This is a genomic window from Cytobacillus dafuensis (assembly GCF_007995155.1).
Lineage (GTDB): Bacteria > Bacillota > Bacilli > Bacillales > Cytobacillaceae > Cytobacillus > Cytobacillus dafuensis.
Genome location: NZ_CP042593.1, coordinates 214,495 through 237,802, shown reverse-complemented (window position 1 = coordinate 237,802; position 23,308 = coordinate 214,495). Strand labels below are relative to the sequence as shown.

20 protein-coding genes and 1 other annotated feature are annotated in these 23,308 nt (G+C 36.1%); of the genes, 6 read left to right on the top strand and 14 right to left on the bottom strand.

What is annotated here, in order from left to right; translation table 11 throughout:
• Position 1: 1 nt before the first annotated feature.
• The 4 genes from FSZ17_RS01235 to FSZ17_RS01220 form a co-directional block, all read right to left on the bottom strand.
• Positions 2–1,462: an alkaline phosphatase family protein gene (locus tag FSZ17_RS01235; protein ID WP_057776109.1), complete on the bottom strand. Its 1,461-nt coding sequence runs from the start codon at positions 1,460–1,462 to the stop codon at positions 2–4.
• Complete coding sequence (locus tag FSZ17_RS01230) at positions 1,459–2,385, bottom strand: lysylphosphatidylglycerol synthase transmembrane domain-containing protein (RefSeq protein ID WP_057776108.1); 927 nt, start codon at positions 2,383–2,385, stop codon at positions 1,459–1,461. The genes FSZ17_RS01235 and FSZ17_RS01230 overlap by 4 nt, the downstream gene beginning before the upstream one ends.
• The gene (locus FSZ17_RS01225; RefSeq protein WP_057776107.1) at positions 2,369–3,316 is read right to left on the bottom strand and encodes an SDR family NAD(P)-dependent oxidoreductase; all 948 of its coding nucleotides are present in this window, start codon (positions 3,314–3,316) and stop codon (positions 2,369–2,371) included. The genes FSZ17_RS01230 and FSZ17_RS01225 overlap by 17 nt, the downstream gene beginning before the upstream one ends.
• 101 nt (positions 3,317–3,417) lie before the next feature.
• Positions 3,418–4,611, bottom strand: coding sequence for a hypothetical protein (locus tag FSZ17_RS01220; protein ID WP_057776106.1), 1,194 nt, complete (start codon positions 4,609–4,611; stop codon positions 3,418–3,420).
• Positions 4,612–4,880: 269 nt separating this feature from the next.
• On the opposite strand from FSZ17_RS01220, the gene FSZ17_RS01215 reads away from it, so the two are divergent.
• From FSZ17_RS01215 to FSZ17_RS01205, 3 genes are all read left to right on the top strand, one after another.
• The gene (locus tag FSZ17_RS01215) at positions 4,881–6,191 is read left to right on the top strand and encodes a UDP-glucose dehydrogenase family protein (protein WP_057776105.1); all 1,311 of its coding nucleotides are present in this window, start codon (positions 4,881–4,883) and stop codon (positions 6,189–6,191) included.
• Positions 6,192–6,310: 119 nt separating this feature from the next.
• Positions 6,311–6,519: a binding site (T-box leader), on the top strand.
• 88 nt (positions 6,520–6,607) lie between these two features.
• Positions 6,608–8,338, top strand: coding sequence for an aromatic amino acid hydroxylase (locus FSZ17_RS01210; protein WP_057776104.1), 1,731 nt, complete (start codon positions 6,608–6,610; stop codon positions 8,336–8,338).
• On the top strand, positions 8,335–8,625 hold the full coding sequence (locus FSZ17_RS01205) for a 4a-hydroxytetrahydrobiopterin dehydratase (RefSeq protein WP_057776103.1): 291 nt from the start codon (positions 8,335–8,337) through the stop codon (positions 8,623–8,625). The genes FSZ17_RS01210 and FSZ17_RS01205 overlap by 4 nt, the downstream gene beginning before the upstream one ends.
• A gap of 125 nt (positions 8,626–8,750) precedes the next feature.
• Here FSZ17_RS01205 and FSZ17_RS01200 read toward each other — a convergent pair whose 3' ends face one another.
• The 8 genes from FSZ17_RS01200 to FSZ17_RS01170 form a co-directional block, all read right to left on the bottom strand.
• Positions 8,751–9,239, bottom strand: a complete 489-nt coding sequence (locus FSZ17_RS01200) for a DUF3995 domain-containing protein (RefSeq protein ID WP_057776102.1) — start codon at positions 9,237–9,239, stop codon at positions 8,751–8,753.
• Between the two features lie 996 nt (positions 9,240–10,235).
• On the bottom strand, positions 10,236–11,285 hold the full coding sequence (nrfD, locus tag FSZ17_RS01195; RefSeq protein ID WP_057776101.1) for an NrfD/PsrC family molybdoenzyme membrane anchor subunit: 1,050 nt from the start codon (positions 11,283–11,285) through the stop codon (positions 10,236–10,238).
• 1 nt (position 11,286) lies between these two features.
• A complete protein-coding gene (locus FSZ17_RS01190) occupies positions 11,287–11,892 on the bottom strand; it encodes a 4Fe-4S dicluster domain-containing protein (protein WP_057776100.1) in 606 nt (201 codons plus the stop codon).
• Positions 11,889–12,563, bottom strand: coding sequence for a TorD/DmsD family molecular chaperone (locus tag FSZ17_RS01185; protein WP_057776099.1), 675 nt, complete (start codon positions 12,561–12,563; stop codon positions 11,889–11,891). The genes FSZ17_RS01190 and FSZ17_RS01185 overlap by 4 nt, the downstream gene beginning before the upstream one ends.
• A 10-nt stretch (positions 12,564–12,573) precedes the next feature.
• A complete protein-coding gene (locus tag FSZ17_RS01180) occupies positions 12,574–14,826 on the bottom strand; it encodes a molybdopterin dinucleotide binding domain-containing protein (protein ID WP_057776098.1) in 2,253 nt (750 codons plus the stop codon).
• 57 nt (positions 14,827–14,883) lie between these two features.
• Positions 14,884–15,642, bottom strand: coding sequence for a molybdopterin-binding domain-containing protein (locus FSZ17_RS23595; RefSeq protein ID WP_057776097.1), 759 nt, complete (start codon positions 15,640–15,642; stop codon positions 14,884–14,886).
• 381 nt (positions 15,643–16,023) lie between these two features.
• On the bottom strand, positions 16,024–17,592 hold the full coding sequence (locus FSZ17_RS01175) for a PucR family transcriptional regulator (RefSeq protein ID WP_057776096.1): 1,569 nt from the start codon (positions 17,590–17,592) through the stop codon (positions 16,024–16,026).
• 283 nt (positions 17,593–17,875) lie between these two features.
• Positions 17,876–18,427, bottom strand: a complete 552-nt coding sequence (locus FSZ17_RS01170) for a 4Fe-4S dicluster domain-containing protein (RefSeq protein ID WP_057776095.1) — start codon at positions 18,425–18,427, stop codon at positions 17,876–17,878.
• A gap of 164 nt (positions 18,428–18,591) precedes the next feature.
• Between FSZ17_RS01170 and FSZ17_RS01165 the strand changes: the two genes are divergently transcribed.
• The gene (locus FSZ17_RS01165) at positions 18,592–20,601 is read left to right on the top strand and encodes a molybdopterin-containing oxidoreductase family protein (RefSeq protein WP_057776094.1); all 2,010 of its coding nucleotides are present in this window, start codon (positions 18,592–18,594) and stop codon (positions 20,599–20,601) included.
• Positions 20,602–20,807: 206 nt separating this feature from the next.
• Here FSZ17_RS01165 and FSZ17_RS01160 read toward each other — a convergent pair whose 3' ends face one another.
• On the bottom strand, positions 20,808–21,611 hold the full coding sequence (locus FSZ17_RS01160; RefSeq protein ID WP_057776093.1) for an extracellular solute-binding protein: 804 nt from the start codon (positions 21,609–21,611) through the stop codon (positions 20,808–20,810).
• A gap of 186 nt (positions 21,612–21,797) precedes the next feature.
• Between FSZ17_RS01160 and FSZ17_RS01155 the strand changes: the two genes are divergently transcribed.
• Positions 21,798–21,983 carry a DUF4177 domain-containing protein gene (locus tag FSZ17_RS01155; RefSeq protein ID WP_057776092.1) on the top strand — a complete coding sequence of 62 codons (186 nt, stop codon included), beginning with the start codon at positions 21,798–21,800 and terminating at the stop codon, positions 21,981–21,983.
• Positions 21,984–22,062: 79 nt separating this feature from the next.
• On the opposite strand, the gene FSZ17_RS01150 is transcribed toward FSZ17_RS01155, so the two are convergent.
• Complete coding sequence (locus tag FSZ17_RS01150) at positions 22,063–22,371, bottom strand: hypothetical protein (RefSeq protein WP_057776091.1); 309 nt, start codon at positions 22,369–22,371, stop codon at positions 22,063–22,065.
• A gap of 392 nt (positions 22,372–22,763) precedes the next feature.
• Here FSZ17_RS01150 and yiaA point away from each other — a divergent pair, with 392 nt between their 5' ends.
• Complete coding sequence (yiaA, locus tag FSZ17_RS01145; protein WP_057776090.1) at positions 22,764–23,234, top strand: inner membrane protein YiaA; 471 nt, start codon at positions 22,764–22,766, stop codon at positions 23,232–23,234.
• The last annotated feature ends 74 nt before the right edge of the window (positions 23,235–23,308 follow it).

The window sequence follows — 23,308 nt, the reverse complement described above, 5'->3', positions numbered from 1 at the left end:
TTTATTCCTCTTCCTTCTTTCTAATTGCATCTAACAATACTCTTCCCCTGCTGTGACTAGGAAAAGGAGCTCCCAACAAGTATGATAAAGTTGGTGCCAAGGAAACGAGGCTATGTTTTTCTTCGATTTTTTTCCCCTTTTCAATGTGGGGACCATGAACAATAAATGGTACAAATCTTTCACCCTCATCTAAATGTCCATGTCCTCCAATCCCATCCGCTTGGCCATGATCAGCACAGATGAATAAAGTCGTATTCTCCATCTTGCCCTCCTTTTTTAACCAAGAGACAAAATCTTCAATTAACACATCCGCTTCATGGATTTTTTGCAAATATTCATCATATAAAACTCCCTGACTGTGACCGACTTGGTCTGTCCCTATCATTTGAACAACGAATAAATCAGGATCCTGCTCTTTCATGATTTTCTTTGCTCTTTCCATAATGTTAGGGTCAGCTTTATCTTTATGCATGACCGCCGTTACGGTTTCTACATCGTCCCCCATGGAATCTACCAAATGTGCGATTCCAAGAAGTCTCCCCTTTTTACCTACTTTTCTTAACGAATCAAAGATACTTTCTACTTTAATCCCTAACTTCCAAACCATATTGGACGTCATCCCATGTTCAAAAGGATAGGTTCCTGTAAACATTGAACTAAAGCAAACAACGGTTCTTGCCGGATAGACCGTTTCCATATTCATATATTCTGTGCCATTTTCTTTTAAAGAATCTAAAAAGGGAGTATCCGCTTCATAAAAGCGTTCCTTTCTCATCCCATCCACTACAATGACAATGACTTTATCAGAAATGGCCTCTCCTGGCTGTGTCCCCTGATCCTTTGAAAGGGTTTCATATACTTTTGGTTTCCAATCAAATAAATACCGATGAAGAATGTAGGCAAACACAAGAATAAAAGCATAAAAGAGAATAAGAGCTACGAAATTAATAGCCTCATTTGCTCGTTCGGCTTGAAAAATCATTTCCCAAATCGATAAAATCAATAAGAACTTCGGCAGCTGTTCTTGGGCATTCCCACTAGTAGAATCACTATTTTTTAAAACAAGTTTCCAAAAGCGAGTAAAATTCAGCCAAGAAGTCCCTATTCTTAAGTGGTAATATAATGTTCCCCAGAAGAACACTGTAAAAAAGAAATAGAGGCCTATTGAAAATAAAAGTAAACTTATATTAATATCATTCCAAATGATCAAATAAACCATAAAAGGAATCCACAAATAATTCCTTAAAAAGAGCGGAAAATCAAAAATAAAATAGATTATTAATAACGGGATCACATAAATAAACGCTAACAAAAGATCCATTACTACATTTGCCGATCCCAACATCGCAGCATGGAATAAAATCATGGTTCCAAATACAAAAATGGGTGTAAATGGCTTTCCTTCATTTAATAAGTTCCAGCAGCGTGCAGCCATTTTTTCAAATTTAGATGCACTTTTCACTTGCCTCTCACTCCTCTTACCCTAACCCATTCTTTTATTGTTTTTAAAGAAACAGGAAAAATTAATATTACAACTGCTCCAGCTAAATAAGAAAATAAGAATTTCATAAAATGGGTAATAACTGCAATCGTATACCCTTCTTTCAGAGGAAACCCAAATAAACTAAGAGCAAATACAAGAAAACTTTCATAATTACCGATACCACCAGGTGTAATTTGGAAAAACTGCCCTACAATTGTAATCCCATTTGCAAAAACAGATTCCAATACGGATAGGTCTCCTTTTAACACAAGGACCGTTCCATAAAGCATTCCACCCTCTAAAACCCAGCTCAAAAAGGTTAATATAATAATGGCCAAACCATTTCTACCTGAAAAAGCCTTTTTAAATAAAGTGAAATTCCTCTTTAAAAAATCAGGAAAATATTTATATAAAACGAATAGTGCAAGGATACAAAAAACACTTCCGGCTACAATACTCCACACAGGAATTTTAAAGCCTACTTTTAGGCTTAGCAGGCCGATCAAAGTAATCGCTATCAAGCAAAGCATATCCAAAGCTCTTAATACAAAAACAGAATGAAATGCTTCCTCATCGCTTACCGTATGATCCCTACTTAAAATTTTTGCCCTTACTAGATCACCTGCTTTTATTGGAAGTAGATGATTCACTAATAAGCTATACAATATGCCTATAAGACATGTAGAAAAAAGGACCCTTCCATTTAAATAAAGCTGCCATGCCCTTGCTTTTAAACAAAAAGAAAGGAAATAAACACCCCAAATGGTGACAAGTAAATAAGGATGCTTAAGTAATTCTAATAAACCTTTCCCTACTTGTTTCCAATCAAAATATTGAAAGGTTAAGGAAGCAAAAAGAATGAGGATGAAAACAGCAAAACCAATTCTAAAGAATCGTTTCATTTCCCTTAGCCCACTTCACCGTGTCTGATAGTCCTTTGATAAAATCCACTTGTGGTTCATAGCCCAATAATCGCTTGGCTTTTTCGATATCTGCCCACGTATTTACGACATCTCCTACGCGAGAAGTTGCTTTGATTATTTTCATATCAGGGAAGTGCCATTTCAATTGGGCTAATAGTTGGTCCATCGTAATCGTTCTTCCTGAGCCAATATTTATGACCTCGCTTTTCGTTAACTTATTGATCGTTAAATAAATCCCATTCACGATGTCTTCGACGTAAGTGAAGTCACGCCCCCTTCCCTCTCCATAAAGAGTGATTTCCTCGCCACGCATTAACTTTTTGATAAAGCTGCCGATTGCCATGTCTGGACGTCCCCACGGACCATATACCGTGAAAAATCTTAATATATTTACCTGGAAACCAAATAAGGACTCATACACACGGCAAAAAGATTCAGCTGAATATTTCGAAGCCGCATAAGGAGAAATAACGTCCCCGTTTGCCATTTCTTCTTTAAAGGGCCCTGATTGATTGCCATAAACAGAGGAAGATGAGGCAAATACAACTTTGGAAACGCCTGACTTACCTGATGCTTCAAGCACATTAATCGTTGCTTTTATATCATAATCAACATATTTAAGGGGCTCTTCAATTGAATAAGCAACACCTGGCAAAGCTGCTAAATGAACAACTACTTGTGGAGATATTTGTTTAAATACAGCCATCATTTCTTCTCTATCTAAAAGGTCCTTTTGAATAAATTGAAAGGAACCAACACGCGCTACATCCTCCAATTGTTTCTTTTTTCTTTCAGGTGAATAATAGGGATGAATACAATCAATCACATATACTTCATGATTTTCCTGAATGAGCCTCTTAGCAAGGTGACTCCCTATGAAACCAGCACCACCCGTTACAATAATCTTCATCTGAACACCTCATTGTTAGGAATCCCTCTTACAAACTATATACTGGGATAAACAGGGAAAAACCTTGTAAAATTCACAAGGCTTCCTCCCAAAAATATTCATTATTTTGCTTTTTCAATAACTGTTTGTAAAGTAGCTTGAATTTCTTTCAGTAATGGCTCACCAGTTTGTTTATCTTTTGCTTTAGCTGCTTCTAAATATTGTTGAGTTTTTTCGGTAAGTTTGCTGTATTCTGCTTCTCCAATTAACCCTTTAATATCTTCCCCAATGATGTCTATAAATAGTGCACCTTCTAATGCTGTTACAGGAGATTTATCTTCTCCCCAAGTTTCTACACTTTCCTCATACTCATCAAGAGCGATTTTAGAGAAGCCACGAATGAATGCCTTATTAACTTCAGCAGCATTCAATGTCGAAATATCCGTTTGCAAATCAAACTGCTCTTGAATGAAAGCTGCTTCTTCTGGAGCGTGCCCATTCAAGTAAGGGAATAGAGACTGATAGAAAGCCCAACCTTCTGCTTGTTCGATAACCGCTTCTTCCTTATTTGTCTTAGCTGCCTCTGACGCTTTTGTTGCATATCCATTTGGAATAGCACCAGTTGCTAGATAAAAAGTTTTCATAAGTGTTTTATCAACCACTTGCTTACCTAGTAAGAAACTTAGTTGATCATCAGCTTCTATAGCTTTTTCGATCTCATCAAATCCACCGTCAATCACACTCACCATATTTGTGCCATACGCACTATCACGTTTTTCTACTGTAGATTGAAGAATTGAATAATATGCCTTCGCCTCTTCCATTTCCTTTGCTACTTCTTCTTTATTACCCCATTTTTCATTTATCTCATTAAAGTCATGTTTAATCGATGTGTAGAAAACTTTTTGCATTAATTTATCAAATATTTGCTTAACAACGACCTTGTCCATCGTACCTTCTTTACCAGCTTGTAAAGCGGTAGTAATATGCTGATCTATTTTATCTTCGTTTTCTGAATCTCTATCTTGTACTAAGCTTTGAAGGTCGTTTTGATAAAGTTCAATCACTTTATCAAAGTCTACTTCTTTTCCTTCTTTAGCTTTTGACAATTCCGTAACAGCTTCTTCGAAAACCTCTGCATAATTCACTTCTTTAGCTTCTGTTTCATTCTTTGTTTCTTCTTTATCAACTGATTCTTCCTGTTTTTTCTCTTCAGTACTTGCCTCTTTATCACTAGTACTGCACGCTGTTAAAACATTACCCGCCAATAAAAAACTAGCAAAGATCGCTGTTAGTTCTTTTTTCTTCACAATAATTTCCCCCGACTTTTAGAGTAATATACAATTGATAATGATTTTCATTCACGATTGAATTATAATAAGAACGATTATCATTGTCAATGAATAATTTCTTCCAAAGACCACTTTTTTGATTAGGCAAAAAACGGCCTGTAAAAATTAAATTAGGATATCATTTTTAGTAAAGAAACACTGCATTAAACGAATTTTTGATTATCATTTATTTTTTAACTTATAATATCTTATATAAGTGAATACAGTAGTATACAGCAATGAGAGGAATACATATGAAGAATATAACGATTGTTGGGACTGGGCATGTAGGACTGGTTACTGGCGTGACTCTAGCAGAAATAGGCCATCAAGTTATTTGTTATGATATTAATGAACATAATATTGCACAAATGAAAAAAGGGATATCCCCCTTTTATGAGCCTGATTTAAATGATTTATTGAAAAAAAACCTTACTAACAACCAATTATTCTTTACAAATGATTCTAAATTAGCATTAGCAGATGCCGACGTTATTTATATTACAGTAGGAACCCCTACTGCCCAAAATGGAAGTGTTGACCTTAGCAATATCAAAGAGGCCGCAAAAACGATTGCTGAAAACATTAAGAAGCAAGAAACAATCGTAGTCACGAAAAGCACTGTTCCCGTTGGCACAAATACATTCATTAAACAGTTAATTGAAGAGAATTTAACAAATGAAGTGATGATCAATATTGTATCGAATCCTGAGTTTTTAAGAGAGGGTTCCGCAATTTATGATACCTTTTATGCAGATCGGATTGTGATCGGGTCCGATAGTAAAGAAGCAGCATCGATTATTGAGGAAATACATCGACCTTTCGGAAGAACTATTTTTATGACGGATCTACTAAGTGCTGAGATGATTAAATATAGCTCAAATGCTTTTTTAGCAACCAAGATCAGTTTCATTAATGAAATCGCAAACTTATGTGAAAATATTGGCGCCAACATAGAAGATGTATCACTTGGAATGGGACTAGATTCACGAATAGGAACTCCATTCTTAAAAGCTGGAATTGGATTCGGGGGCTCTTGCTTCCCTAAAGACACTCGTGGTCTAATTGAAAAAGCTACTGAAGCTGGACAATCACTTGATATTTTAGAAGCTGTACTAAAGGTAAATAAACAACAAAAATATTTATTACTGAATAAAGCACTGCAACGTTTTGGCAATTTAAAAGATAAAAAAATAGCATTACTAGGGTTAGCTTTTAAACCGAATACAAGCGATGTACGTGGATCCATTGCCATTGAAATAGCTTCCGAGCTAACTATGCAGGGCGCAATCGTAACGGCTTATGACCCGTTAGTACTGGAAGAAGCAAAGCAAGTTTTGGGCGAAAAGATTCATTATGCTCCATCCATTGAGGAAGCCATAACAAATTCAGACATGGTTTTTATCGCGACTGAGTGGGATGAATTCAAAGACTTCCCTCTCGAAAAATATGAAATATTAATGAATCATCCAATTATTTTTGACGGAAGGAATTGTTTTTCCTTAGAGATGGTTTCTAAATATCATATTGAATATTATTCAGTAGGCAGAGCTATTTTAAAATAATTCTGTAGTAAGAATAACCTTTTTGCCTCCCGTACATTTTCCAATTCCATAAAATTTAAAGATTCACCCTTGACTTTAATGCTTAAAAGCGTTTAAGATAAAAAGCATCATATCTATACTTAAATGCTTTGAAGGAATTGAAGTAGTGATATCTTCCCTGTTGCAGAGAGCTGGTGGTGCTGCGAACCAGTACAAAGGAGATCATGAATTACGGTTCTGGAGCTTCTTATTTCTTTTTCTGAAATAAGACGGTTTATCCGTTATTCTGTTAAGTGGTAAGTTCTTTGCTTACAATCAGGGTGGTACCGCGAGTAAACTCGTCCCTGCTGAATATTCAGCAGGGATTTTTTTTATACTTTTACTTTCGTACTTAAAAGCGTTTAAGTAATAAATAACCATGTAAGGAGATTTATATTATGAAACAATCCATACCCGTACACTTACGACCATTTATAGCAAGGCAGCATTACAATGCATACAGTCCCATTGATCATGCGGTTTGGCGTTATGTAATGAGACAGAATCATCATTTTCTTGAAGACATTGCTCATGATGCCTTCACGACTGGTTTAAAATCATCAGGAATTAATATTGAAAGCATTCCGAGAGTGAGCGAAATGAACAAACATTTAGGAAAAATCGGCTGGGGTGCCGTCATTGTTGACGGATTGATTCCCGGGACAGCCTTTTTTGATTTTCAGGCACATGGCATCCTCCCGATCGCGACGGATATCCGTCAGAAGACCAATATCGAATACACTCCTGCCCCCGATATTCTTCATGAGGCGGCAGGTCATGCACCGATTATATTCGATGAAATATACTCTAAGTTTGTAAAATTAATCGGAAATATCGGTGCGAATGCTTTTGCTACAAAAGAAGAGCATGAGGTGTTTGAAGCGACAAGGCATTTATCGATTGTCATGGAGAGTCCGACATCAACAGAGAACGAAATCAAAGCAGCCAAAAATAAATTGAGGGAAAAGCAGCAGGCAGTAAAGGGTCTTTCTGAAGCCGAACAAATCTCCCGAATCTTTTGGTGGACAGTTGAATTTGGTCTGATTGGTAATCTTCATCAGCCAAAAATCTTTGGAGCCGGGCTACTATCTTCTGTAGGGGAAAGTAAACATTGCCTGTCCGACGATGTGACGAAACGACCGTTCACCATCGAGGACGCGATTGCCACTAGCTACGACGTTACATCCATGCAAACCCAATTATTCGTTTGCAAAAGTTTTGAACAATTGATTGAGGAAGTAACAAAATTCGGTGAAACGATGGCCTTTCGTCAAGGCGGCACAGAAGCCATCGAGAAAGCGATCGCTTCCTGCCAAATTGCTCACATTGAGTACAATTCAGGCATTCAGATTACTGGCCTATTCAGTGACATCCTTAAAGATACGAATGGAGAAGCCATTTATGTTAAAACATCTGGTCCTAGTGCCCTTTCCATTCAAAATGAACAGCTCAATCATCACGGAACCGATGTACACCATGATGGCTTTAGTGCACCGATCGGAAAGCTTCATGGGGGCATTCATTTAGAGAATCAAACGGAAGAGAGCCTGAAGAAGCTGGGCATTGAAATCAATAAGATGATGCAAATTACTTTCGAAAGTGGTATTGAAGTTTCTGGTCATGTGACCGACCTAGTTTTTCATCAGGGTTCACTTGTCTTAATCACTTTAGCGGAATGCTTTGTTACACACGGGGATGAAGTATTATTCCATCCAACCTGGGGTACGTATGATTTAGCGGTGGGTAGCCAAGTCATATCTGCGCGCCCAACCGCGGCCGATTACCTGTCATTCCATGGTGAACCAATAATAAACGAATGCGATGAACAAGAAGGAAAAACTCATACTCCTCTTGAAGATTTATATGCAGAAGTAAGGCAAATTCGGGAAACAAATTTCACGGATGGACATCACATCCAAATCATTGCAGGAAAAGTTCTCGATGAATTCCCAGAAGAATGGCTTCTTCAGCTTGAAGTCCTTGAACTATTAGAAAAGCATGACAGGGAATCATCACTTAAACAGCGAATACTAGATCAGCTTAAAAAATTGAGTAAGGAGGATCGCTACGTCCGACTAATTAAAAATGGATTAGATGTCATCTTCGATCGGAGGAATGTAACCGTATGACACTATTAAGTGAAGAAGAAGTATCCCTGCAACTAACCACACTACCTAAGTGGAAAAGAATCGACAGCAAATGGATTGAATGCCGCTTTCGTTTCAAAGAGTTCTTAGACGGGATCGCTTTCGTTAATCAAATCGCATCCCTTGCGGAAAAGGAAAACCATCACCCTTTTTTCAATATTCAATACAAAATGGTGATTGTCTCCCTCACCTCCTGGAGTGAAAATGGTTTGACGGAGTTGGATTTCAAGCTTGCTCGGGAGATTGAAGATTTATTTGATGCGGAGTAGATGAGATTTAAACTTTTAATAATATGGAAAGCTCAGTGTTGCCCTGAGCTTTCTATTAAATCCAGGACCCAATTGTGGAGGCTCAAAATTCATACAATTGCTATCATTTTAAATTACGACCCTAGTTATTGTTTAGATGAAATTGTATCTTGTAACTCTACATTCCGAAATTTTTTAATAGAAAAAAAGTAGCATAAACCTCCGAGCATCCAGTAAGGCTCCCAAAAAACTAATCTCCAGAAGGCAGAGTATCTGTCTAATGTAAAGTCTAAAACACCAATTGCATTCAAGGAGATTGTTATGAAATTGAACAAACCATATAAAAAAAGTAATATTCCACAAATTTTTATTCCAAAATAGAGTGACTTTTGAATAAGAGAATTTCTCCATTTCATTAACGGCATTGTCAGCAATACTGCTCCGAGCAATTTTATGAATCCAGTCATCCAAACAATTGCTAAAAACGATTGTGATGGATTTAATGCCATTTCATAAATTGAACCTCCTAGGGATCTAACGCCAAACATTCCCCCCATTGCCCAATAGAAACTCAAGAAAGCAAATAATAATGTCCATGCAACTCCTAAATACAAAAACCTCTTATTGATTTCCATAGATAGCTCCCATATAAAATGAATAAAAACAAATTTACGACATGAATAGGAAATAAAAGCATAATGATCATCAATTCGGGTTGAATCTATAAGAAAAACTTACATTTTTCTCGATAGGCACCCAACTTGCTTCGATATCTTCTCCTATTTCATACACCAAAGCAGCATATATCAATGTATCAATAGAATCTTGTAAAGTTGATAGTCTCAAGCCATATTTAAGTTTAGGAGTAAGACTTCTTATAAAACTCCTCACTGACAATTTAATTTTTACATCTAGGCTTCGTAAATTATCTCCTCTTTTTACATATTACTTGACTAATAATACTTCTACGAATTTTTTACAATTTTTTCACAAAATCCTTAAAGTTTAACAATTTCTAAATCAAAACCTATTCATATATAGATAACTCTATCCTATTCAACCATCTGTCTATAGATGTTCAATATTTCCCGTAAATGAAGCTTTAAGAAATTAAGTTCTTCCCCGCTTTATCCTCCTGCTTGAATCCGATTCAAATGCTGGTATACAGTCTTTTTCTTCCTTTTCATTCCACTTTTATCATTGATATTAGCTTTTTCCTGCTTTTAATCAAACGTTTGATTAAAAAATAAAAACGTTTTCAGGCAAATAAAGAAAACTCGCCGATTGGCGAGCCTTGGAAAGGCGAAGACAGAGGCGTAGTTGAACTTATCGCTCTCATACATGCCACGTCCTGTGGCATTCGCCCGACTAGGACATCCTGCCCGTTGTACTTAATTCCTAAAATTGGCAACTGCGTCGAATCATCTTCTGCGCTGACAATTTATACTTAACGTGTAAAAAAGAAGCGAGACAACACATTATTTTTTTGAGAATATCTCGTATTTTCATGATCTCTTTATATTAAAAGAGGACTCCTACAAAGTAGAAATCCTCTCAACATTTTGTTTAATATTTCGCTTAGACTCTATTCCTTTTCACAATTCGGTTACCGACTAATTTCCACTGAAATGTTAGCCTGCATGTGGTTTAGATTTATTTCCATATTGTTTTGGTGTAATGAATCTATTTAATACTATATCAACAATTTTAGGTAAGAATAGTATTAGTAGAACAGCTAATACAATGAAAATAGACGATAAAATCATCGCGTGTGTACCATTTTCGGGTATATTCATCATAGATCCAGTTTTAGGAAGTTCCTGTCCGCCAATAATGATATTGAGACGTAAGAAGAAAACACCAATTAAACTTAAGAAGCTTGAAATACCCATAATTATTTTCGAATTGCTTATTAACAATAGGATTAACGGTAACACCATTCCAATTGCAATTTGAATGACTAAGAATGAAACCATTCTATCGCCTGTGGCTAAATGAGTGAATACCGCTTTGCCTGAATCTGAAACAAATAATGTAAGCAAATGTGCTCCTAATAAAGTCAATTCAAGTAGAATAAACCAAGTTTTAAGATGGTGCATTACCTCTTCCGAATTCTTGTCACTTAACCCGGTCAGCTTAGGGAAGAATACCGCACATACACTAATTATGCTTAATCCTGAGATCAATCCTGATACCAAGAATAGAACTGGTATAATCGCTGAATTCCATAACGGATGTGCGGGCGCTAATGCAATCAAAAATCCTGTATACAAACCTAATGCTATTGCAAACACAAGACCTGCGATTCCAAAATACTTAGCTTTCTTACTGTCTTTTTTCCATAAAAAGAAAATATAGAATAGAGTCAAAATCGAAAATATTGTTAAGATATAGGTTCCCCAGCTCATCGCAGAGCTTGGATTAAACCTGAACAATAAAGTATAGAATCTTAAAGGCTGACCTAAATCAACAATTAATGCAAGGACACCAGGTATAACTGCAGCTAACGCCATAACACTAGCTGGTTTTGCAAGGGGCTCCATTTTCTTTATTCCAAATACGGGACCGAGGGTTGAAAAAAAATATAGCCCTGCACTCATCCCTGCTATAAAAATATAGAAAACAATAACCATACCAAATGGAATTTGGTGTTGAATGTCTAGTATGATAGTTTCGTTCATTTTAATTGGCCTCCTTGTCTCTTAAGATTTGAAAATCTGGAGTTGCAAAGACTTTATCAAGGCCAATATAATATACTTTTGACTTCGTTCCATATTCCGGATTTAAGGTTTGAATCGAATTCTCACTCAATAATTTGCTTACTTCACTATTTGGATCATTTAAATCCCCGAATATACGTGAATGAGCAATACATGTACTAACACAGGCTGGCATTAATCCACTTTCTACTCTATCAAAACAGAAATCACATTTATCTGCTATACCTGTCTCTGGATCCAAATAGCGTGCGTCATACGGACAGGCAGCGATACAATAGCGACAGCCAATACACTTATCCTTATCAACAGTAACAATTCCGTTTTCATTCTTTTTCGTTGCCACAACAGGGCATACTGTTGCACAAGGTGCTTCATCACATTGATTACATAGTCTTGGCAATTTTGCTCTTGTTACATTCGGGTATACACCAACATCCGCCTCAACTACCCAAGAACGAAAATGCCCTTCTGGCACATCATTTTCCATTTTACATGTAATTGAACAAGCATGACATCCTACACATTTTCTTAAATCTATGACCATTGCATATCTTGGGTTTGTACTCATGATAACTCTCCTCTCTTTTGATTTGCCAATTCCTCTAAAATCTTAAGATCTTCTAAAACCACTTTGTGTGTTGCACTTGCGCACTTATGATAAAAGCCAGCTGAATTATTAGAAATAGCTAATGAGAAATTTCCAATCCACTCGCTGAGATGCTCAGATAGAAACTCGTATTCAAGCATCTGCCATTGAAAAGCTTTATCTTCCTCATTTCTGGAAGCAAACTCGTTTGCGCATAATACAGACATGAAGGCCAGTTCAAAACCAATATGGTCTGGGAACTTTACATCCTCTAATGGTTTGAAGATTTTCAATTTCCAAGGTTTAAAGCCAACAGCATCATAGCAAGATTGTACATGGATAGCATCATTGCTAAAAAGCTTCCCATACGGCTTCTTTTTCTTTGGCTGATAGTTTCTCAAAGCTGATTCAAAAGGAGGTACATATTGTCCTGAAGATGGGACAAAGAACAGGTCATAATATTCCTGAATTAAATCATCCACTTCTTCTGAGGACGTTATCAATACTTGATCCATATTATTTATTAAATCGTTTAGTTTTTGTTGAATTTCCTCGATATTTTCCTTTTCAGGTTCCTGTAAAAATAGGCTGGCAAGAAATCCATACGTATTTTGTCTTGCAAGGGTTTCTTGATCATTTGTCGTCAGATTCATGGCGCCACACCTACGCTTTCTCAATACGGTAGAGCCCGCCGTTACGGCTAACGCTACCTGTCATCATTTCACTTAAAGCAAATGGATATTCGAAAGTAGGATCCATTAAACTTATTTCAGTTAAATTCACTCCATCTCCAATATCCTTAACTCCACCAATCGTTTTATCCCCTAATTTGTGTTTTTTTGCACCATATTCCCAGTGTCCATAGCCAAATTCTACAGCTACAGTACCTTTTGAAACACCTTGACGAACAAGCAGCTCTCCTGTAACTTCTCCTCCGGTTGCAGCAATTAGCTTCACTTTGTCTCCAGTTTTTAGTCCTAATTTTTTTGCATCATCTGTATTTATTTCTAAATAGTTTGTTTTACTTAGATCCCTTAGTCTTGTGTTTGCTAACATAGTTACACTTCTGAATTTTGGCTTATAATTAGCTCCTCTAAACGGCCATTCTGTTTCAGAATATTTTTCTGTCAGAAGCGTTCCATCAGCAAAGGTTTCTGGATACCAGCCAGGTACCCCAGAATAATATTCACCTGTATAGCTGTCTTTTGCTGAGCCCGCTTCTTCAGCATAAATCTTGAAGCAGCCCTCAAACGGGTATTTGAAATTGCTTTTATCCTCTCCGACATACCCATTCTCAAGGTTTTCAAATCTTCCACCTCTGGAAATGACATAGGCTACTTTTCGAAGCTCTTCTTGTTTAAGACTTGATTTCCATTTTTCCATTTTAGATTTTAAGCCCTGTAGCTCAATCTCATGATCACTAATATCTGGTACAGGCTCTTCATCAAAAGCTACGTTTGCGATTACAGGAAGGAAAAAATCCTCTGGATTATTAACTGCATAGACATTACCATCTTTGTCTGAAAATGCTTTATCACCAAATCCAGGAATACCAACCTTTTTACATACATCGATAAGATAGTTTTCTATACAAGCATATCTGTTATCAGAGATTTTCGTTGTCATTGGCTCTACTACCGGCCAGCGGACTTTACTCAATTTCACAGGAATAGTACCCTCTGAAAAACCTATTCCCCAGTTCTCAAACTGAGTTGTGTCAGGAATAACATAATCTGCTATCGCTGTCATTTCGCCCATAAAAGCATCAGACGAAATAAACAAAGGAACGATATTTACATCGCACAGCTTCTCGATCACTTCTTTTCTAGCAGCAGAAGGTGTCGATAATAACGGGTTAAACATCCAGTTCATGACGATTTTTGCTTGATATGGATATTGATTAATAATCGAAAAAATGGCTTGGTTATCTGAAGCGCTTCCTACAGGATGCCACGGAAATTTTGACGGATAAGGGTTTTCACCGCGAGCAACTATATTTTTATATTCTGTAGTGTCCTCATATCGAACACCAGTACGACTTATGACGACACCTGATGTCTTAGTTGCTCCTTCAATCGTTTTCATGTTGTATCTCGGACCATCTACAAAACTGGCAAACATTTTCCGTCTATCCATCATTCCGCCTTTTTTATTATAGCTGCCAATTAAAGCTGGAAGGATTTGCATTGCGAATGCCAATTGAACACCGTTTGAAGCAGAAGTTCCGCCAAAACCACCCTCCGCTCCAACTTTAACTCCGTGGGAAGTAAATTTCTTCGCTATTTCCTCAATTGTTTGTACAGGAATGCCACATTCCTTCGAATATGTTTCCATATCATGTGCATAAGCGCTTTCCTTAAGGAAGTCTAAACTTGTGCGAACTGTTATTGTTTGCCCATCAATTGTTTTTATTTTTCCATTATAGAGAATCTCTGCTTCATCTACCGCTGTATGGAGCGCAGGTTGACCTGTTTTCTTATCAATCACGATGAATATTTCCTCTTCATCTGAAGCAGGCATCCCTAAATCAGCAGGGCGAAGCATTTTTCTATAATTAGGATGCTCCGGATCTGTTATGACAAGTTGACAACCATTTGTCCAACTGTTGTAGCCAAGAAGTCTGGCTTTGTCTAATGATGGTGCAGATAAAAATTCTTCATTATACTTTTTATTTTCAAATATCCATTGAATGAGTGCCATGACAAAGGCACCATCTGTAGTCGGCTTTATCGGAACCCACTTCGCTTTATCTCCTATAGGTCCAACAGCACCCCCACACATCACTGGGTCTACTACAGTAAACTTCAGTACTCCATCAGTAGTAGCACCTACAGCCCGTCGTGCTATCGTTTGCGTTGGCTTTCCACTATGACCTGGAAAAGCTCCAACATACAGAATATACTCAGCATGATTCATGTCAGGCTTAAGAATTGCTCCTTTATTGACCCCCGAACCGGGAGTTTTAGAACCTCCTCATGAATAGCCATGACCATAGTAGTTGACCGAACTAAATGCGTCGGAAAATCTGCTATAAATTTGATTCCGTCCATCGCCGCGCCCGCCAAATAGGACTAATTGATTGGATTTCGGACCAAATTCCGGCTGTTTTGGATCAATTAAAGTTTTAGTATCATACACTTGACGGAATCCTTCAATTTTCTGAGTTTCTCCTATATCAGAAAAAAGTTGTCCACCCTCGACAGTTTCAGTAACTGCCTCTTCCCACGTAATCGGTTTCCACTTTCCTTTTCCTCTTTTATCTGTACGTTTTAAGGGGACGAGTATCCGATCTGGATCGTAATGTGCATCTATTGTTGCATTCCCCCGTTGACAGACAGTAGCACGATTCTTATTGCCCATACCCTTATATTGGCTGAAAGCTAGATAAGCATTTTCTAATGGCTCGTCCATACCAAGTGGATATTCGGCATTTTCCGGGTTGTAAGGATTTCCCGTTACGCTAAGAATCTTGCCTTTACGATCTACCTTAATTCTGTTTCCACAGTTACCATAACAGGCCACACAATTACTATTCCTCATAAAAATGTTTGGGTTAACTTCTACTTTTCCTGTTTTAGTATCGATGATCGCTTCTAATTCTTTAACTTTAGATTTCTTAGGCTCAAATTTTGGTGGATCACCTGCAAAAGTGAACGATGAAGAAATCCCAAGTGGATCCACTGCTACTATCCCGGTAACCGCTGATAATTTCAAGAAAGCTCTACGCTTCATGCTGATACTTCCCTTCTTTTATTTTGGTCAAAGAGATTCTCTTGTTACAGATTTGTGAATAACTTCACAATAAATCCGAGAATTACTATAACAAAAATCCCCTTTCATAATTCATTCTATATTTAGTTGTACAAATCGCATATTGGAGACCTAAACAGTTTTAATCGTCCTCAAATTGTACTATTCTTCAAAACTTATAGAAGAGAAGTGACTAACTTATGAAAATTGATATTTGATTTCATTTAGGCAACAAATTTCTTAAGTTAATGAAATAATTGAGATACTGAATCTTGAATTCCACAAATATATGTATTTTCTTTGAATATAGGATAAAGATGGGTTTTATATAAACATAATTCAGCCAAACTGATTAAAAACATTCTACACATCCTTAAGAAAATAAAATAATCTTACAGCTATCTCTAGATTCATTGCATCATTTGTATCATTTAGTTGGAGTCCCGTTGTATCCTCAATCTTTTTTAAGCGGTACCGTATTGTGTTAGGATGGATGTATAAAATTTCAGAAAGTTCATTAATTCTTCTGTGATTTTGAAAATATACCTTTAATGTATAAAGATAGTCAGTTTCATTTTTCTGATTAGAGTCAATTAATGCGCCTAAATACCTTTCAATATAATCGTAAAGGAAGTCATTATCTAAATTGATAATAAGCTGAAGAATCCCTAGGTCTTGAATATGAATAACTTTCTTATTCTCAAACCAATTTTTCCCAAATCTCATAGCCATTTTTGCTTCCTGATAACTTTTATTTAAATAAGTAGAATCTTCATACAATTCCCCTATCCCAATATAAAATTCATAACCAGTCCAATTAGCTGATAGGGCCTCTTCTATTTGGTTTCCAATTTCTACAATATATCTTTTGATTTCTCCCTTTAACTGGGCTTCCATAGCTTCGACTAATACAACGATTTCACCTTGAAATGGAAATACGATTAATGATTCATTATGCTCCTTTATGAAAGACGAAATTACTTCCAACGAATTTACCTCTTTACAATCATCTAAAAGTTTCATATTTACTATTAATAAATAATGTGGCCTCTCTAAGTTCCAACCCCATATTTTTCCTTGTTTGATCATAAACGATCTCGATTCAAATTTACTATAAAGAAGTTCATAAACAAAAATATCTTGAATTTGCTCTTGCTGTGCCTGAAATAATTCTTCGATTTGCAATAAGAGAGCTGTTAAGCCTATGAATTTATCAATCATTTCTTTTTGCCAATCCACTAGATCTCCGGAGACAATTAAAGTTTGTTGGGATAAACCCCCTATATTAATAAAGTAGGGTTTAAAAAAATGCGCTTCTTCTTTTGATTTACCACTATCATTGGAGGGGGTATTCAAAGAAGTGTCATTTTTTAGATTTCTATAGAAAACATTTAACCAGCGATTAGCCTCCTTTAAACTATCTTCCTTTCCCTTCTGCCAAACTAACTGATCACGACTATCCAAATACAACATAGGTGTATCTAATGCCTTTACAAGTTCCGATGCAATATTCACAAAACCTTTTTGGATAAATCCACTTAATTCCAGACTTAATTGATTATGGTTATAAAGTTTTTCATCTACTTTCTGAAACAATGAAGATAAAGAAGGATCATATAGAATGATAATAGGTAATTGGAATTGTTGAAAAAGGGATTGCATTTGGGTTGGAATAAAAACTGGGTTATAAGAACATATCACTAGGCCAACAAAATTTGAATCCTGCATTAATGTATTGAATATTTTATATGTTCTAATCTCATTTAGACATTCGTGACATTTAATCATAAGTAAAGTTGGTTCCTGAAGCCAGCCATCAGGAACATCTTCTATAATTGTTTTATAATAAACCTTTTCCTTGGGTAAATGGGTAACAAAACTTAGCTGGTTGAGTGGAAGAGTAAGTAATATGTCTTGTAACGAATTTTTCATGGTGAGATTTCATCCTTTTTTTAAAAAATTTCATATGTATTTGTAATATTGTCCTACATAAAAACGGATGGTCGGAGAACATTTCGAAAGGGTAAAAGTTAAGGTATGTGTTGAGATTTAATTACTTATTAGAAAAACTTGGCGTTCGCCAAGTCCTTTTTGGTGAGTGCCTTAGTTTTCCTTATGCGATCTTATTAGAAGATATTTAATTGAACACACACTTTACTTTAGTACGTTAATAAACTTAAATTTTCCTATTAGCTAAAAAATTCCATACAAAATATCAGCATTCCCTTAGAAATGTCTTCCCGGTTTGTTTTTTTGTAACAAAAATTGATGGTTTTGTATAATCCTTAATAGGAATATCAGTGTTATTAAAAGCATAGTTGTTTATATCATCAGGGTTAACAACTATGATACCAAGAGCCTTAGTAATACAGTTTTCCACACAGACAGGCTTTAGACCTCTATCAATTCTTTCAACGCACAAGTTACATTTATCAGCCCTTTTTTTTCTTGGATTTAATTTAGGAGCATGAAAAGGACAAGCCTTTATACAACGCATGCAAGCACGGCAATTATCCGCGTGATGAACCACAATGCCATCTCTTCGTTTTTTAAAATTGTTCTCTGGACAAATTGAAACACACACAGGATTTGCACAATGATTGCAAGAAATAGACAAATGAACCCATTCTTTCTCTTCCGTTTTATAAGAAACTACATTTCTCCTGTGCATATCTGTCAAACCATGATATTCATTACAGGCCATCTCACATGTCTTGCAATTGATACATCTACTTAGATCTACAGAGAATATAACCTGACTTATCATCTAACATTCCTTCTCTCGTCTTATTGCAGATTCCTCATATTTCCATCTGTTTAACAATAGTTTATAATGAAAATATAATATTTCTTATACTTTTAGCGACAATCTTGTGAATGTTTTCACAGAATTTACACCTTAAACACTGACTTTTTAGGAGGAGAATCATCATGAATGGTTTCGGTTCTAAAACGTATAAAAACGTTTGTCCTGTCAACTGCCCAAGTTCTTGTACAATGATTTCTCATGTCGAAAATAACCATCTTGTTCACATAACTGGTGATCCTCGTAATCCATATTCAAAAGGGTATTTGTGTTCAAAAGGATTTTCTTATATTGAAAAAAACTATCATCGTGATCGGTTAAAATTTCCTTATTATCAAGAAGTAAAAGGTTCAGGTAATCTTAAACAAATTACTTGGAACAAAGCCTTTGAACTTATATTGAGTGAAATGATCAAAATAAATGAGTATTTCGGAAACTTTCTTCCTCTAGCATTATATAAAGGTTCGGGAAATACAGGTGTACATCATTATGTGACAGATAATTTTTTTTCAAGTATTGGTAAATCAACGAGAGTGAATGGTTCACCGTTCCCCACTACTGGGACAAAAGCAATGCAATATGATATGGGAGCAGTTCAAATGTCAGACCCTATTATGATTAGATTTGCTTCTATGATTATGATTTGGGGCTCCAATCCTGCTGCCACTAATAATCATCTCATTCCTAATTTAATGGAAGCAAAAGTAAAGGGGACCAAGATTATCGTTATCGATCCAATCTATACACAAACTGCTGAAATAGCTGATGTATATATTCAGATCGTTCCTGGTACAGATGGAGCATTTGCTAATGTACTAATGAAAGGAATAATAGAGGCGGATTTGATTGACCATGATTTTCTGGAAAATCACTCCTTTGGATTTGATGCGTTTGTAGAGTCAATGAGAAGTATAGATACAGAGGAATATTTACTAAAGTGTGGTGTTTCCAACGAAGCCATCAACTTAATGCTTAGCTATTTTAAAAATGCCAAATCTGTTTCACACATAATTGGTTGTGGCTTACAAAAACATTCCAATGGCGGACAAACGGTTCGAGCTATAGAGGCTTTAGCTGCGATTTGCGGAGACATAGGTAGGACTGGCGGTGGAATTTTTTTTAAACAGGGAGAATCATTGTTATTTAAAAATCAACAATCTGGAGATACGAAAAACCAAATAGTATCTTTAAATCAACTACAATTCTCAAACCTGCAGCCACCTATTGAAATGATGTGGATTTCCTGTGCAAATCCTATCACACAAGATCCAGATTCAAGATTTACTAAGCAGTTTATCAAAAATATTCCATTCGTTGTGACAGTTGATCAATTTTTAACCCCTACAGCACAAATGTCGAATCTAATTTTGCCTACTACGACACAGTTTGAGGAGCTTGATATTGTTACAAACTCCTGGCATAAGGCTATCGCATTAAATGAAAAGGCGATCTCTCCATACTACGAGAGTATCAGTGAATGGAATATAATGAACGAATTAGCCATACGACTTAATCAATATCGGGATGGAATCTGTTCTTTCCCTATTTTATCTTCAGAAGAAGAGTATCTAAATGCACAATTTAATGAACAGGTGTTTGAGCTATACAATATTCGGTCAATTGCTGATTTGACTGAAAAGCCAATAACAAAGTATAAGCCAAAAGTGGCCTGGATGGACCGAAAATTTGCCACTGAAACAGGCAAGTACCAATTTTACTCAACAGAAGCCGAACAAAACGGTCTTCCACCAATACCAATATACAAAAAAGGAGAAGCACCGTCGGCGGAATATCCTTTTTGGCTGATAACACCTCACCATCCCTATAGGCTAAATTCTCAATTCCATTATCTTGATTATTTTGAAGAAGAAGCATACATAGAAATTAATTCAGAAGTTGCAAAAACTCTGGGGATTCTTGATGGAGAAGTCATAAAAATCTTTAACGCTCAAGATACTATTGAAATTATGGCTGTATATAGTAATAAAGTACCAAAAGACGTTCTTTTGGTTTACCAAGGCTGGTATCCCCAATCCGAAGTTAATGTAAATCGATTGGTTCACATTTTAAGGACAGATATGGGGGAAAACAACGTTGCCTTTTATGATACGTTTGTGAATATAGGAAAGTGGTAGTAAGAACACAAGTGAATGTTCCCTTTCAGAAAAGTAGTCCAGAAAGTGTTTAGCAAATATAAATAACTGTATATATAACAAAAATATTATCTATATATCCTTAAGATATATAGATAATATTTCTAAAACTCCCCATCTACATTCTTTAATAATAAAAATTGATTAGAAATAACAATAATGAATAGTTACCGTGCCTAGGCTCGTCCTTACTTCCAGCCCCATTTTTGAAAGATTTGGTGAGATTTATCCGTTTTTAAATAATCTATGAATTGCTGTGCCTCTTTTTTCTGATCGGTGATTTTCGTCAGGGCGATCGGCGTTCCACGATAGAGCTTTTCTTCTTCGGGCAGTTCGACCAGGTCGGTCACATCCTGGAGCCGGTAATGCCACGATTCATAGGTAATCCAGGCATCCAGGCTGGAATTCGATTTCCATAGTTCAATGGCTTCGGCACTCGACTTTACAGAAAGGGTAATATTTTGGGAAATTCCTTCGATTAGCCCTTTTCTGCCTGCCATGTCTTCCCACAGGCCAAGCTGGCCAGCCCCATTCACATCGAGTATTTTCACTCCATTTTTCGTTAAATCCTCCAGGCTTTCAATCTTCTTAGGATTCCCTTTCCTCACCAATATTCCTGCAGCACGCGGGTAAAGCTCCGTTCGTGATTTCGTGTCAATCATTTCGGGGTGGTTAAAGATGAAGTCCTGCAGCATATACTCGGAGCCACCGAAAATAATATCTGCATCTTGCTTTGCCTGGTCGATCCATTTGCCCTCTGGTCCGGCTGTTACCTCCACCTTGATACCCGTTTCAGCTGAAAAATGTTCAGCAGCTTCCTTGATCGGTCCAAGTGGTCCGCCCGGTCCGTACACCCGGATGACATGATCACTTTGACTGGAAATTGTTGTTGCCTGGGACACCGGTTTACGGTCCATTTTTGCATAAGCTAAAAATCCGGCAGCCGTAATGACAAAGAGTAGTAGAGCTGATAGAAACACGATCTTCTTCATAATTCTTCCTCCATTTCATAATTGATTATTACCAGTACTATTAAAGGAAACGAAGGGAGGCTGTAAACGGTTTGAATATCATTGCAAAATAGTAATAAAGTTTCATAAATCTATTAAAGAAAGAAGTTGAAACATTTCTAAGGGTAAAAACGTACTTAAAATATGAGAACTGGGAGGTGAAATTGTATGTATGAATATAAGTTTGTAGAGACTTCTCTGGGGGGATTTTTTTCTTCTCCAACACATAGAGAAACCATTAATGCTTATGCATCCGAGGGTTGGAGATTAGTCCAGGTCTTGCCATTGGAATATAATGGACACGGAAAACCTATGTCTTATGAAATAATATTCGAAAGACTTATTAAAGACTAGTTTTATCATTAAAGAATTTTTGCTTTTTCTCATTTACGTGTAAAGGGTACAATCCTTCAAGTGTTATAAGACAAAAAAGTTACTGAACGGTATGAACCTCTTCAATAAGTTCATTATTTCTGGATATATAATATAGATATTTTATTTTCTGATTATTTTTCAATATTACAACACACATATACGCAGTTGGTCCCCTTTTAAATTTAGGATTATAATAAACCTCTATAAGTTTAATATCAGGTATCCCTATGCCTTTGTATTCCAAATGTTGGACGACCCTACGTTCTAAAATCTCCATTTTTTCTTTTTTTGGTATTTTTATAAACCAAAATGTCCAAAAAAAAATAAGAAATAAAGTTATTATTATTATTATTATACTTTTTTTCAAATTCATCTCTCCCTTGTCTTACTTTTCAAAGGTTTGTACTGATTGACTTGAAAAAAATAATCACACAAGTGTAATATTACACCATTATGAGATAATGGTAAATATATATAGTTTTTTTAATATTCTAATTTTTACAAAGGGTACACTTTAAATATCTGGATGACCTTATTATAAGTACAGGTGCGATACTTCAATAACGAAGATCGCTTTTTCTTGTTCAACTTAATGGCAGGTTAGTTTGCAAGTCGTGAGTTCAGAAATCCTAAATGGAAATTAAGGATAAAATTATGTATTATTTGTAAGAATTTCTATATAATAGATGCAAATAGGAGCACTACAGTGTATCTAGTGCTCTATTATTCTTAGATTAAAAGATGGAGGCGAAACATTGAATGTCCAATGAAAATGAAGTTTTATTAGAAAAAGGAAAACGAAATGATTTAAAAGTGAAAGAAGAAAGGAAAGAGGGAGAACCGACTTCAGCCTTCAAAGGGGCTTCTTGGGCAGCGCTATTAATAGGTGTTGCGTCTTATCTTATAGGTTTGTTTAACGCAAATATGCAATTGAACGAAAAAGGATATTACTTTGCAGTTTTAGTATTCGGACTTTATTCGGCGATATCTTTACAAAAAGCAGTTCGAGATAAAGATGAGGGAATACCAGTTACTCCTATTTATTATGGTATTAGTTGGTTCGCACTTATTGTATCTATTTCATTAATGGCCATCGGTTTATACAATGCAGGAAGTATTGTTTTAAGCGAAAAAGGATTTTATGGTATGGCATTTGTTCTTAGTTTATTTGCAGCTATAACGGTTCAGAAAAATATAAGAGATACACAGAGGGCAAGAGAAAAAAATTGAGTTAACGCAACAATCGGTCGCTTTAATTGAGCAGGGTCATAAATTATCAAACTTTTTTATAGAAGAATGTTTCA